This window comes from Rhizobium sp. 3T7 (assembly GCF_020166565.1).
Lineage (GTDB): Bacteria > Pseudomonadota > Alphaproteobacteria > Rhizobiales > Rhizobiaceae > Rhizobium.
Genome location: NZ_JAIQXS010000005.1, coordinates 19,604 through 33,708, shown reverse-complemented (window position 1 = coordinate 33,708; position 14,105 = coordinate 19,604). Strand labels below are relative to the sequence as shown.

Below are 14,105 nucleotides of genomic sequence, written 5' to 3'. Positions count from 1 at the left end.
CTTCCCCCAGATGCTCGGCGAACATAACAGCTTCACGCTGTGGTGTCATCCGGACAATTGCTACTCCGGATTGTTCCGAGGTCCGCAGATGCCCCAAAGGGCAATATCGGGGGAGAACCGTATTCGGTAGAGTTGGGCGGCGCCGGATAGAGTACAACTCGGCGGGCGCACTCATCTTGGAGTACATCCTATGCTAGCCAGCCCCGACCACCGCAAAACAGCACGCGGCGTGATGCTCGTGCTCGCCGCCACACTTTTCCTGGCGGCGTCCGCCTCCGCGCAGAGCGATCCCCTGTCCTCCTGGAACGATACCCCGCCCAAGGCAGCTATTGTCTCCTTCGTCGAGAGGGTAACCAAGCAGGGATCGCCCGATTTCGTCCCGGAGCCGGAACGGATCGCCGTGTTCGACAATGACGGCACGCTGTGGGTCGAGCATCCGATGTACACCCAGCTTGCCTTCGCCCTGGACCGCGTGAAGACGCTCGCTCCGCAGCATCCGGAATGGAAAAATGTACAGCCGTTCAAGGCGGTGCTCGAAGGCGATATGAAAACGCTTGCGGCATCGGGCGAAAAAGGCCTCCTGGAACTCATCATGGTCACTCACGCGGGACTGACGAACGACGATTTCCAGAAGGTCGTCACCGATTGGCTTTCAACGGCACGCGACCCAAAATTCAAGCGGCCCTACACCGAACTCGTCTACCAGCCGATGGTGGAACTGCTTTCCTATTTGCGCGCCAACGGCTTCAAGACCTACATCGTGTCGGGTGGTGGCGTTGAGTTCATGCGGCCATGGACGGAGAAGGTTTACGGCGTGCCGCCGGAGCAGGTCCTCGGTTCCTCGATCAAGACCGAGTTCAAGATGCAGGACGATACGCCGACCCTGTACCGTCTGCCGGAAGTCAACTTCATCGACGACAAGGCGGGCAAGCCGGTCGGAATCAACCAACAGATCGGCCGTCGACCGATTGCAGCGTTCGGCAATTCCGACGGCGATCTCGAAATGCTGCAGTGGACGACGATGGCGGGCGCGCCTGCGCGTCTCGGCATGCTCGTCCACCATACCGATGCGCAGCGCGAATACGCCTATGACCGTGATACCGAATTCGGCCGCCTCGACAAGGCGCTTGATGCCGCCGCGATCACCGGCTGGACCGTCATCGACATGAAGGCCGACTGGAAGCAGATCTTCAAGGACTAGGACCGTGCGCCTGGGCGGCGTGCCAAATGTTTGAGACATCAGAGTTCAACGACGTTCACCAAAGGTGACGGGCTTCCTGCCCGTTCCAACTGGGAGGATAGATGCCATGAAAACCGACCGTTTCATCACGCTGATCTTTGCCGGAGGTTTTGCGCTGACGACCGCTGCCTTCGCACAGGATGCGCCGAAGAAGCCGCACGTACCGCTCGAAAAGGCAATTGGCCAAGTCACGCCAACAGGTCCGGTGCCGTCATTGGCAGTGATCAATTCGGCTGGCGCCAAAATCGAAAACGGAAAGCTTGTTCTGACCGGCGTCTCGGCCAACTCGATCGTCTTTGCCGACCGGCCGGTGCGCGCCGCCGGCCATGTGATGACCGAACAATTCATCATGCAATGGGACGACGGCAAGGACAACTTCGCCGTCGATCCTCCAAATGCGACTGTGTCGGTGCTGGGTGGCGACGGATCGGACGTCAGCGACGCCGTCGTCACGCTGAAGGGCCCGAAACTCGACGGCACGACACTGACATTCGATATCGCCATTCTGGAGGGAAGCTTAAGCGGTGCGACTGGACCCGCGGCCGTCTTCATCGATCACTTCGGCGGTAGTTTCGGAGGAGGTGGTTTCGGTGGCTTCCATGGAGGTGGTTTGGCCGGCGGCAGCTTCGCCGGCGGCGGTTTCCGTGGCGGAGACTTCGCGGGAGGCGATTTCCGTGGCGGCTTCCGTGGAGACGACGTGCATATCGGCGACACGAATATCAACCGTGTGGGAGGCACCTACTGGCATGCGCCCGTCTACCATGGGGCTTGGTATCGCGGCGCTCCCGTTGCCGCGGGCGTGGTCGCCGGTGCTGCCATCGGAGCGGCGGCAGCCCGCCCATATTATCCCTACTACAATTCCTACTACAACGATCCGCAATGCGGCTACTATCCCTACCCGCCTTGCTAGCAGACTGCTGTTCCCAGTCACGCCGCCAAGGCGGCGTGATTTTACCCCCAAACGTCTACATGGAGCGGTTGAGTGATAGCGTCTGATCGGGCAGCAACGGTTGGAGGAATAGTCTTCCTCCTTTTCCTATTGCTCGCCTCCGCCGGGGGGAGCCTTGCTGCCGACAAGGTCACAGCACCCCGCCTCGATCCCCGGATATCGATTCACGAGCGTGTCGTCGACGAAAAGACCTGCGCCTCCTGCCATGGCGATCAGGCGGCCGCTTTCGCAAAATCCCACCATGCGAAGGCCATGGCGCTGGCAGACGACAGCACCGTCCGCGGTGATTTCAACAATAGCCGATTTGAACACGACGGCATTGTCACGACTTTCTCTCGTCGCGAAGAGCGTTTTTTCGTCAAAACGGAAGGCCCGGACGGCAAGGAAGGCGAGTTCGAAGTCAAATACACTTTCGCCTACGAACCGCTTCAGCAGTACCTCGCAGATATAGGAGGAGGACGGCTGCAGGCTCTCGACATAGCCTGGGACACGGCCAGACGACAGTGGTTCTGGCTCGGCAACGACGCCCCGGCCAAGCCCGGTTCGACATATCATTGGACAGGCTCTTTCTACCGCTGGAACCGCACCTGCATCGACTGTCATTCGACCGATCCTCAAGCGAACTTTCAACCGACCGCGAACGAATACAAGTCGACCTATGTTGCCACCAGCATCGGCTGTCAGTCCTGTCACGGTCCGGGTGCCGAGCACGTCGCATGGGCGCAGTCCAGCGACGCCTCGTCAGCCGACAAGCCCGACCTGGGCTTGCCGAAGGCCGATGCAAGCATCTGTTTTGCCTGCCATGCAAGACGGACCAAACTCTTGAGCGGCTACGATGCCGGGAAGCCTTTTCTCGACTACTTCTCCCCTGCACTACTCCGACAGGATCTCTATTTTTCAGATGGGCAGATACTCGACGAGGTCTTCGAGTATGGCTCCTTTCAACAAAGCAAAATGGCAAGAGCGGGGGTGACATGTATGGACTGCCATCGGCCACACGATGCCGGCTTGAAGGCCGAGGGCAATGCGCTCTGCACGCAATGCCACGCGGAAACCAAACCTGAGCGCTTCGTCAAGCAGGATCCAAGTGGCCTGTTCGACGCGCCTGTTCACACCCACCACCCGGTCGGCTCGGCGGGAGCTCAATGTGCCAACTGCCACATGCCCGAGCGCATATACATGAAGGTCGATCCGAGACGCGACCACTCGTTCATCATCCCTCGGCCAGATCTGTCGACGACCTTCGGAACGCCGAATGCATGCACAACGTGCCATGCTGGCAAGGACAATGTCTGGGCAGCTGAGAACATGGACAAATGGTATGGAACCGAATGGCGTCAACGCCCCACGATCACCCATGCTTTCGCCGGAGCCGCGAACGGCGATCGGACAGCCGTGGAGGCGTTGCGCAAGCTTGTCAAGGATCAGGAACAGGCGGGGATCGTCAGGGGTAGCGCAATCGCTAGAATGAGCCGGATCGGCGGAGTGGATACAACCGCGGACATTCGGGCCGCGTCAACAGATGGAGATCCCCTTGTAAGGCTTGGCGCCGCAGAAGCAGCAAGCAGCCTCCCGCCAGAACACAGGCTAGAGGCGATCGGCGACCTGCTCAGCGATGACACCCGCGCTGTGCGTGTCGCGGCCGTCACCGCTCTCGGCAGCACTCCTGCCGACCTCTTCGGCAACCAGCGAGGCAGCTTCGAGAAAGCGGTCGAAGACCTGCGCGCCTACGTCGATACAAATGCAGACGTTGCGGAAACGCAAAGCAACTATGGCGTCTTCCTGTTCGGCCAGCAGCGTATTCCAGAGGCGGAAGCCGCCTTCCAGCGAGCGATTTCTCTCGACCCTGCCCTAGAAGGTTCGCGTGTCAATCTCGCGGAGTTTTACCGTGCCATCGGACGGAACGACAAATCCGAGCAAACCTATGCCGAAGCAATTTCAATTTCGCCCGAACGCGCAGATTTGCGCTACGGACATGGTCTCTCGCTGGTTCGCGAAAAGGCGCTGACCGACGCGATCGCAGAACTCGAGGAAGCGGTCCGGCTTGACGCTGGAAACTCCCGCTACCAGACGACGCTAGCAGTCGCCCTCGATTCCGTCGGCAGAACCGAGGACGCCCTGAACCGTCTCGATCGCTGGGCGGCGACGGGAGACGCAGCCATCATCGGCCTCGCGCTGCAATATAGTTTCAAGCTTCAGAGGCTGCCGGAAGCGTTGCAATTTGCCGAACGAATGGCCCAACTGAGACCCCAAGACCAGCAGATCTTGGATCTGCTCAGGCAGTTGCGCCAAGCAGTCAACCAAAAATAGGCGTCCAGCTTGCGGAAATTCACCTCCTGTTGCACAGTCTCGACTCGGGATCAGTGCTGGGTTCAAACGAGATCGGGGGATTCTCATGAAGGCCATTCACTTGCATGCGATTGTCTTGCTGGCCGGCGTCACAGCCGCATCGATCGGCAACGCCGCCGATATGACGCCTCTCGCGCCGGAGGCGAAGACGGTCGAGACCAGGAGCGGCTGGGAGTTCACTGTCGCGCCATACTTCTGGGCAGCCGGAATTTCCGGAGACGTACGGCAATTCGGGCTTCCCGAAGTCAACATCGACGCCGATTTCGGCGACATTCTCGACAATCTCGACTTCGCCTTCATGGCGACAGGCGAAGCACGATATGATCGCTACAGCATCGTCGGCGACGTGATCTACGTCAAACTGGGGGCCGATGCGCACACGCCGCGTGGCATCCTTGCCGACAGCGTCGATGTGACGTCGGAGACCTTTGCCGGACTTCTCGGCGTGGGTTACGCCGTCCTTGAAGATCAGAATGGCCACCTTGACGTGTTCGGCGGTATGAAAGTCTGGTCGGTCGAGACGGACATCTCCTTCAACGGCGGACTTCTGGCCGGTGTGGAGCGGGATGACAGTGCCACGTGGGTGGACGCCGTCGTCGGCCTGCGCGGAAACTACTTCTTCACCCGGGAAATCTATGTCACGGGATGGGGACTGGTGGGCGGCGGCGGTGCCGACGTCGACTGGGACGTGGGCCTCGGCCTCGGTTACAAGTTCAACGACACTATCTCGGCGGTGGCCGGATATCGCGCAGTGGGCGTCAATTACGATAACGATGGATTTGTCTTCGATGTCGTCCAGCAAGGGCCGATCATCGGGGTTTCGTTCCACTTCTAATGAGGGCGAGAGCGCCTTGAGCAGTTCGGCGATCATCGTAGCTGACGGTCGTCGTGCTCTCTTTGCGATAGCCGGATGTCCTGCAGCAATCGGACGAGCGAACCCGCCAGGAAGCAAAGTGCCGCAATGAATAGTACGGCGGCACCCGGTTCGTGGCGGTATCCCAAAAAGGCGATGACGAATCCGAAGAGGAGGAGAAGCGTCACGCCGATCCCGGCAAGGACGGCCATGTGCAACGCACTGGTCAAGAGCAGTTCCCGCCGCCGAAGCTCCCCGATTTCCTGCTTCAGCCACACTCGAGAGACATCACCTTCATCGATCTCGCGGAGGTTTCTGATCCGCTCGGTTACGCCGGAAATCCGATTGACTAGCACCGCCACCATCGCCGCGACGCCATTGAGCATGAACGCCGGCGCGACCGCGTGATTGATCATTGTTGAAAGCTGATCAGCTTCGACTGACATACAGGCACCTTCAATCTGTACGGACGAATGGACGACCGCGCCGTGGAGGCGCTACGGAATCACATTGACTGCACGCGCTGCCACAAGGACGAGTGTCAGCAGTGAAATGGCACTTTCGAGCATCATCAAGCCCTTCGCACGTCGGGTGAGCGGCAGCACGTCGGTGGGACTGAAAGCGGTCGCCGTATTGAATGCGAGGGAAAGATAATCGAGGTAGAGCGGCCGCCAGTCCGGGGGCGCCAGTTCGGGAACCGACGCCTGGGGAAATAGCCAGTCGGGTTTTCCCGCCATGCCACGCGCGATGCGCGACGGGCCACCTGCGTCGATCTGCCAATAAAGCAGCGAGAAGGTGAGAACGTTGGTGATCCAGATCGTAAATGACGACGTCAACAGCGACACTGATCGCGTCGCGGGCGGGTGCACGGTGATGATCCCAACCATATCTCCGAGTTCTGCCGCCGTATTCCCTGCGTAGACGCTGGCAAGGAGCATGATGGCGACGTGCTCGAAACGTAGCCACACAGCGTTGTCAGTCGACAGTGTAACCAGGACCATTGGAACGACAGCTGATACCAGGGCCGCGTATGATATCCATCGCGGCATGGCATAGACGTGATGCGGCAGCACTTCCAGAAGGGCGAACACCGCCAGGATCGCCACCACCGGAGGCCAGCGTGGTTCGTCACGACCTGCTTGGATGACATCGCTCATCGTTACGCCCTCAGTCGGCCCCAAAGGACCTGACAGGTGAAGCATGGAGCGGACGCCCCGAAGGACGTCCGCTCCATCGTCGTTACGCTATGCGCGCGTCAATCGTGACCTGTCTTCATCTCCCGGACCTGCTGCATCACTTGCTCCAGATTGTAGCTTGCAGGGCTCTGAAGCGGCGGGAAGTCGATGTAGCTCTCGAGATGCTTCAGCCACAACTGCTGGCCGATGGGCAGGATGTTCCAGTCATAGACATAGGCGGTGGACGGTGACGCGATGGCGCCGCCCGTACCGAAGAGCGTCTTCAACTGTTGTCCGACCGAGGTCTCGAATGGGTCGCGCTTGATGTTGACGACCTGCGTCCAGGCGTACGGCATCACCCCGGTAATGAAGCCAGCCGGATCGTCGGAGACCATGGCGAAGTACATCTTCCAGTTCTTGTAGCGGACAGCCGACGGCTCCTTGCCGGAATAGTACAAGAAACTGTCGCGCGCCGATGGAGACTTGCCTTCCAGGAAGTCGCGCTGATCGATCCCGTCGAGCGTGGTCTTGACGACCCCCGGATACTTGCCCGCCTCGATCTCTTTCTTCAGGCCGTCGCCCTTCGGACCACCGGCGATATTCACAAACGTCGGCAGCCAGTCGAGCGCCGAGAACATGTCGTTCTTGACCGTACCGGGCTCGATGTGCCCCGGCCAGCGAACCACAAGCGGCGCACGCATGCCGCCTTCCCAGGTGCTGAGCTTTCCGCCCTTGAACGGGGTGGTGCCGCCATCTGGGAAGGTGATCGTCTCGGCGCCGTTATCGGTCGTGAAGACGACGATGGTGTTGTCGAGTTCCCCCATCTCCTCGAGCCTCTTCAAAACGTAGCCGATGTTGTCGTCCATCTGCTTCATGCCGGCTTCGTTGACGCCCCAGTCCTTGCCGCCGGGCTCGCCGACCATGTTCAGGTACTTGTCGGGCAGCACGGTGGTGATGTGCATGCGTGCGGGGTTGTACCAGACGAAGAACGGCTTGTTGGTCTTCTTCGGGTCATTGCGGTCGAGGAAATCGATGACCTTGGCCGAGATCTCCTCGTCAATCGTCTTGGAGCGCTCAAGCGTCAGAGGGCCCTCATCCTTGCAGCTTTGGTTGGCCGGGGATCCATCGGACGATTTGCACGCGAGCATCGGACGCGGCGGTGTCAGGCAGGTCGTGGTTTTTGGGTCCACCGCCGCCGGGTCTTCCGCTATCCCAGGAATCGGCGTGTTCCTGCAAGCTGGTGCGATCCCCTGCTCGGTTGCGGTCTTGTTGATGTCGGGGAAGCTCACCCCCTGCATGGCGTCGAGGTGATAGAGGTAGCCCCAAAATTCCTGGAACCCGTGTGCCGTCGGCAGGGATTCGGTGGTATCTCCGAGATGGTTCTTGCCGAACTCACCTGTCGAGTAGCCGAGATCATACAGGAACTTGGCGAGGTGGGGCGTGCCGGCCCGCAGGTAGGACGGGCTTCCGGGAATCTCCGGCAGAACCATGCCAACGCGCACCGGCTGCATGCCGGTGATGAACGCGGTCCGCCCTGCCGTGCAGCTCTGCTCGGCATAGTAGGTCATGAACTTCGCCCCTTCCCGGCCGATACGGTCGATATTGGGCGTTTCACCGACCGCCAGACCTTGGTGATAGATGCTCGGCTGCATCCAGCCGATGTCGTCACCCATGATGAACAGGATGTTGGGCTTCCTGGTCTCCTGCGCATGTATTGTCGCCGTGCTCGCCAACAGGCTGCCCGCAACGGCAGCCGCCGCTGTGCATATCTTTGCCGTTCGTCTCATTTCTGATGCCTCCCTCAAGGGCCTTCGCGTGGATGGCCACGTTGGTTGTAAAGACGTGTCAAAGCAGAGGAGAGACAATTCGGAGAGCTCCAAGTTGCAACTCAGCAGAATGGAGCGAAATAGCGCTTCACGGCGCGCATTGTTGCCCCTCGACTTGCCGAAAGAGGGCATGTCCACTCTTCCACATGTTTTCTACATCGTATCAGTGGGTGCAGATATTGCCCTTTAGGGAATCCGAATTCGGCTTGGCAGTTGCTCCGCCCAGACGAGTGTGAGGCCGAAATCGGGCTGGGGTGTCCTTCCTCCAGGAGCCTCTCGTCGCAACAGGTTAGTACTGTCCCTGCAGTGAAAAGCGGCGAAAGCGACTTGCTCGCCCTCCTATTCAAGCGCCCCTCAGCCACCAGCCAGGGCTTGATGGGCTTGTCCGGCAGGCAGGCCGTGAACCGCAGTGCCGGCGTGAAAGAGCGTGGCCACAAGGCGTTGGGCGGGCGTGAACGCGACACTTCAAGTTGACGTTGGCTTCATCCGGCGCCGCAGATGCACTTGACAAAATCGGCTTTTGTTGGCGCCTAGACGCCAAGACTATGTTATCGTTCATTGAATACGACAAAGGAATTACATGGGCCGTTCATTTCAGACGCTTTCCTTCCTTGCCTCCTCGGCAACCGAGGCGCTGGCGGCGCGGGAAGAGCTGATTCGCATCTATGGCGACGTGCCCCCCGATGATGCCGACGTGATCGTCGCCCTTGGCGGCGACGGCTTCATGCTGCAGACCCTGCACAGCACAATGAATTCCGGCAAGCTTGTCTACGGCATGAACCGCGGCTCCATCGGCTTTCTGATGAACGACTACCGAACGGAGAACCTCCAGGATCGGATCTGCGCAGCCGTCGAAAACGCTTTTCACCCGTTGCAAATGACCACTGCGAATTCGGACGGCACGAACTTGACAGCACTTGCCATTAACGAGGTGTCGTTGTTCCGGCAATCCTACCAGGCCGCCAAGCTGCGGGTCGAGGTGGACGGCGTCGTCCGGCTCGACGAACTCATCTGCGACGGTCTGATGGTGGCAACGCCCGCGGGTTCGACGGCCTATAACCTCTCGGCCCATGGGCCGATCCTGCCGCTTGACGCACCTCTTCTGGCGATGACTCCGGTCAGCGCGTTCCGGCCGCGGCGTTGGCGCGGCGCGCTTCTGCCAAACAAGGTGACGGTCGATATTCACATCCTCGAGGCAGAGAAGCGTCCGGTCAACGCGGTTGCCGACAACACGGAAGTGAAATCGGTGCTTCACATTCGCATCGCTCAGTCGGAACATACCACGGCGCGCATTCTTTCCGATCCGGATCGATCATGGTCCGATCGTATTCTTGCCGAGCAGTTTGAGGACTGAGAGATGAGTCTGCGACGAACGACGCTTTGCGCATTGCTGCTCGCCGCGACCGCACTCTGCGCTCGAACCGCTGCGGCCGAAGACGTAATCCTGCCGGCTTCGATCATATTCGCGACAAGCACGGGTTACTGGGAGGACGACGGCACGACGCCTGTCGTCCAACGGGCACCTTCAGCTCCTCAGACCGCGGCGGCAGCTGCCGCTCCGGCAAAACCGCGCCACGGCTACTACAAACTGTTTGCTGTCAGGCAAACAGACCGGACGGCCAGAATCTATCTACAACAGATCGAACAGGGCGATGGTGGGCCTGCGATTGCCTCGACCGTGGAATTGCATGAACTCAACGATCTAAAGCCATATGTCACCGACATCCGGCCTGAAAGCTCATCCGGCATGCTCAAGGAGCCTGGCCTTTTCGCAATGGTCTATCTAAAGACCGACCCTGATGCGGAATCGGAAACGTGGACAGTTGTCATCGATGAATTCGGTGAGGTTACCGTTGGCAAGGCAAGCAACTAAAGCGTTGCTGCTGCTCTTCCGCACGAGAATCCCCAACAAGCAGGCTTTTATGATTGAATCAAAAAAGGCCCCTTTCGGGACCTTCTTCAAATTCACACTTGGGAGTGATCAGTCGACGTCGTCGACGACCGCGTCCGGCTTGCCGCTGATGCGGTGGGCGAGCGCCGCTTCCATGAACTCGTTGAGTTCACCGTCCAGGACATCGCCCGGCGCCGTGCTTGCCACACCGGTGCGCAGGTCCTTGACCAGCTGATAAGGCTGCAGAACGTAAGAGCGGATCTGGTGTCCCCAGCCGATGTCGGTCTTGGACGCCGCTTCCGCGTTCGCTGCTTCTTCGCGCTTCTTCAATTCCGCCTCGTACATGCGGGCACGCAGCATGTCCCAGGCCTTGGCACGGTTCTTGTGCTGCGAGCGTTCCTGCTGGCAGGCAACCACGATACCGGTCGGAATATGCGTGATTCGCACGGCCGAGTCGGTCGTGTTGACGTGCTGGCCACCCGCGCCCGACGAACGGTACGTGTCGATGCGGCAATCGCTTTCGTTGATCTCGATGTTGATCGAGTCGTCAACGACGGGATAAACCCAGATCGACGAGAAGGACGTGTGACGGCGCGCGTTGCTGTCATAGGGCGAAATTCGAACGAGGCGATGGACACCCGACTCGGTCTTCAGCCAGCCATAGGCATTGTGCCCCTTGACGAGCAGTGTCGCGGACTTGATTCCTGCTTCCTCGCCATCGTGAACTTCGAGAAGCTCTACCTTGAAGCGTTGACGCTCAGCCCAGCGGGTATACATGCGCAGAAGCATGTTGGCCCAGTCCTGGCTTTCCGTGCCGCCGGCGCCGGAGTGAACTTCGAGATAGGTGTCGTTGCTATCGGCTTCGCCCGAAAGCATCGCTTCCACCTGACGGCGGGCAGCCTCAGCCTTCAATCCCTTGAGGGCGTCTTCCGCGTCCTTGACGACGCTCTCGTCGCCCTCTTCCTCGCCCATCTCGATGAGCTCGATATTGTCGGTTAGCTCTTGCTCGAGCTGCCTCACACCATTGATGCCGTCATCCAACTGCTGGCGCTCGCGCATCAGCTTCTGTGCTTCCTGCGCATCGTTCCAGAGGTTCGGATCCTCTGCCTTGTTGTTCAACCAGTCCAGTCGTCTTACCGCCTGGTCCCAGTCAAAGATGCCTCCTCAGCAGGGTGATAGCCTGCTTGGTTTCATCGACCATGTTCTGGATTTCCGCTCGCATTTTCCTGCTTCTTTGCGTTGCTTCGAAAGTTGCCCGTCAAATAATTGTGGCGGCTGCGGATGTAAAGAGCCGCAGCCGCCACAACTGTTCGGGGGAAGGTTTAGTAAAGTCCGCCAGCGCCGGACTGCACGGCCTGATTGGCCTGCGGCGAGGTCTTCAAAATCTCCTCGGGCGCCATGGTGTTGTCCATGCCGATAACCGAGAAGCTGTCGGCAGGACCAGTGCCCGGCTTGAAAGCTTCGATGATCGTGTTCGGATCGCCCTGCGCCGCAGCCATTCCGGTCTTGCGGTCGATCGGAATGAGGTTCATCCCGGCGGGAATGACAAACTTGGACGCCGGCATGTCCTTAACGGCTGCCTGCATGAATTCGTTGAAGACCGGCGCCGACAGCGAGCCACCCGTGCCACCGCGGCCGAGCGTCGAAGGCGAGTCGAAGCCGATATAAAGACCGGCGACGAGATCCGGCGTGAAGCCAACGAACCATGCGTCCTTCTCGTCGTTCGTCGTACCGGTCTTGCCAGCAACGTCACGCTCACCGAGATCGATCTTGCCAGCAGCGGTACCACGCTGCACGACGCCCTGCAGCATCGAGGTAATCTGGTAGGAGGTCATAGGGTCAAGAACAGTTTCGCGATTGTCGACGACGTTGGGCTCGTCCTGGTTCTGCCATTCGCTGGCATTGCAGCCCTCGCAGACGCGCTCCTCGTGCTTGAAGATCGTGCGGCCGTAGCGATCCTGGATCCGGTCGATCAGCGTCGGTTTGATCTGCTTGCCGCCGTTGGCGATGACCGAATAGGCCGACACCATGCGAAGGACCGTGGTCTCGCCGGAGCCCAAAGACATGGCGAGAACCGGCATCATGTGATCGTAGATACCGAAGCGCTCGGCATATTCGGCAACAACGTTCATGCCGAGGTCGTTCGCAAGACGCACCGTCATGCGGTTGCGCGAGTGCTCGATGGCGAAGCGAAGGGTATTGGCGCCACCGCCCTCGCCTTCATAATTGTCCGGCGCCCATACCTGGCCATTACCGGTCTGGATCGAGAGCGGGTCGTCGCTGACAACGGAAGCGGGCGTATAGCCATTGTCCATGGCCGCCGCGTAGACGAACGGCTTGAAGGACGATCCCGGCTGGCGCATCGCCTGGGTCGCACGGTTGAATTCCGACTGCGCGTAGGAGAAGCCGCCGACCATCGCAAGCACGCGACCGGTCTTCGGATCCATTGCGACCAGACCGCCCTCGACCTTCGGCGGCTGGCGAAGCCGGTAGGAATTGGAACCGTCGTCGCCCAACCGCTCGACGTAGACGACATCACCGGCGGACAGGACGCCCTCCGGCGACTTTGCCGTCTTCCGGCCGGCAGCCGAGCGATACGCCCATTGCATGTTCTTGGCCTCGATGACACCGCGCTCGCGCTCGGCGGGAATCTTGCCGGCGCCGTCTTTCGGCGGCTGCAGTCCGATGTCGACGCCGTCGCCGGAAACGGCCAGTACGACAGCCAATTGCCATTCGGACACGTCGGTCAGCGCCGGAATATCGGCCAGCGCCTTGCCCCAGTCAGCCGTCGTGTCGATCTGCTTGATTGGGCCGTGGAAGCCACGGCGCTCGTCATAGGTCGTCAAGCCGTCCTGCAGCGCCTTGCGCGCGAAGACCTGCAGCGCAGGATCAAAGGAGGTACGAACGGACAGTCCGCCTTCGTACAGCATCTTCTCACCGTACTGCTCGATCAACTGGCGGCGGACCGCCTCGGCGAAATAGCCGGATGCAAAGAGCGAAGGGCCGCTGCTGCGACCGGTAACACCAAGCGGCTGCTTCTTGGCCTCGGCACCGTCAGACTGGCTGACATAGCCATTTTCGACCATGCGATCGATGACCCAATTACGACGGGTGACCGCTGCTTCGGGATGGCGGAATGGATGATAGTTGGCCGGGCCCTTCGGCAGGGAGGCAAGATAGGCTGCGTCGGCGATCGTCAGTTCGTTTACCGACTTGTTGAAATAGGTGAGCGAGGCGCTCGCAATACCGTAGGAGTTCAGGCCGAAGAAGATCTCGTTCAGGTACAGCTCAAGGATCTTGTCCTTGCTGTAGGCCTGCTCGATACGGAAGGAGAGGATCGCTTCCTTCGCCTTGCGCTCCATCGTCTGTTCGCTGGAAAGCAGGAAGTTCTTGGCGACCTGCTGCGTGATCGTCGAACCACCCTGCGTCGGGCCGCCGGTCAGGTAGGCAACGACTGCGCGCGCAAAGCCAGTAACGTCGATGCCGGGATGCTGATAGAAGTTTTTGTCTTCCGCAGACAGGAACGCAGCCTTGACGCGATCGGGAACCGCCTGGATCGGCAGGAAAAGTCTGCGCTCCTTGGCGTACTCCGCCATCAGCGCACCGTTGCCTGCATGCACGCGGGTCGTCACCGGCGGCTCGTAGCTGCTCAGCACTGCGTAGTCCGGAAGGTCCTTCGTGACGGTTGCCAGGTAAACGGCAACAACAGCCGCCACGCCCAGGAACAGGACGCAAGCCACTCCGAAGAAATATCCAAGAAGTCTAATCATATTTAAGCTACCGGTATCTCAATCATCGATCGGCGCGAGCATAACCATCGCA

The 14,105-nt window shown here is 59.9% G+C and carries 11 protein-coding genes; 6 read left to right on the top strand and 5 right to left on the bottom strand.

Features of this window, described 5'->3' with window-relative positions; translation table 11 throughout:
* The first annotated feature begins 232 nt into the window (after window positions 1–232).
* From K9B32_RS09245 to K9B32_RS09230, 4 genes are all read left to right on the top strand, one after another.
* Window positions 233–1,201 carry an HAD family hydrolase gene (locus tag K9B32_RS09245; protein WP_411969697.1) on the top strand — a complete coding sequence of 323 codons (969 nt, stop codon included), beginning with the start codon at window positions 233–235 and terminating at the stop codon, window positions 1,199–1,201.
* A 106-nt stretch (window positions 1,202–1,307) separates the two neighbouring features.
* A complete protein-coding gene (locus K9B32_RS09240; RefSeq protein ID WP_224561650.1) occupies window positions 1,308–2,150 on the top strand; it encodes a hypothetical protein in 843 nt (280 codons plus the stop codon).
* 72 nt (window positions 2,151–2,222) lie between these two features.
* On the top strand, window positions 2,223–4,499 hold the full coding sequence (locus tag K9B32_RS09235) for a tetratricopeptide repeat protein (protein ID WP_224561649.1): 2,277 nt from the start codon (window positions 2,223–2,225) through the stop codon (window positions 4,497–4,499).
* A gap of 85 nt (window positions 4,500–4,584) precedes the next feature.
* A complete protein-coding gene (locus K9B32_RS09230) occupies window positions 4,585–5,373 on the top strand; it encodes a porin family protein (RefSeq protein ID WP_224561648.1) in 789 nt (262 codons plus the stop codon).
* A 32-nt stretch (window positions 5,374–5,405) separates the two neighbouring features.
* Here the strand turns inward: K9B32_RS09230 and K9B32_RS09225 are convergent, their stop codons facing one another.
* From K9B32_RS09225 to K9B32_RS09215, 3 genes are all read right to left on the bottom strand, one after another.
* A complete protein-coding gene (locus K9B32_RS09225; protein ID WP_224561647.1) occupies window positions 5,406–5,837 on the bottom strand; it encodes a DUF2721 domain-containing protein in 432 nt (143 codons plus the stop codon).
* A 51-nt stretch (window positions 5,838–5,888) separates the two neighbouring features.
* A complete protein-coding gene (locus K9B32_RS09220; RefSeq protein WP_224561646.1) occupies window positions 5,889–6,548 on the bottom strand; it encodes a hypothetical protein in 660 nt (219 codons plus the stop codon).
* 98 nt (window positions 6,549–6,646) lie between these two features.
* Window positions 6,647–8,353: an arylsulfatase gene (locus K9B32_RS09215; protein ID WP_224561645.1), complete on the bottom strand. Its 1,707-nt coding sequence runs from the start codon at window positions 8,351–8,353 to the stop codon at window positions 6,647–6,649.
* A 619-nt stretch (window positions 8,354–8,972) separates the two neighbouring features.
* Here K9B32_RS09215 and K9B32_RS09210 point away from each other — a divergent pair.
* Window positions 8,973–9,746, top strand: coding sequence for an NAD kinase (locus tag K9B32_RS09210; protein ID WP_224561644.1), 774 nt, complete (start codon window positions 8,973–8,975; stop codon window positions 9,744–9,746).
* 3 nt (window positions 9,747–9,749) lie between these two features.
* Window positions 9,750–10,265, top strand: a complete 516-nt coding sequence (locus K9B32_RS09205) for a hypothetical protein (protein ID WP_224561643.1) — start codon at window positions 9,750–9,752, stop codon at window positions 10,263–10,265.
* 108 nt (window positions 10,266–10,373) lie between these two features.
* Here K9B32_RS09205 and prfB read toward each other — a convergent pair.
* Together prfB and K9B32_RS09195 are read right to left on the bottom strand one after the other, a co-directional pair.
* A protein-coding gene (gene prfB / locus K9B32_RS09200) for a peptide chain release factor 2 (RefSeq protein ID WP_132592252.1) occupies window positions 10,374–11,505 on the bottom strand; the annotation gives its coding sequence in 2 pieces (ribosomal slippage) (window positions 10,374–11,435 and window positions 11,437–11,505; 1,131 coding nt in all).
* A 100-nt stretch (window positions 11,506–11,605) separates the two neighbouring features.
* Entirely contained in the window at window positions 11,606–14,053 is a 2,448-nt protein-coding gene (locus tag K9B32_RS09195; protein ID WP_224561642.1) for a penicillin-binding protein 1A, read from the bottom strand.
* Window positions 14,054–14,105 lie beyond the last annotated feature (52 nt).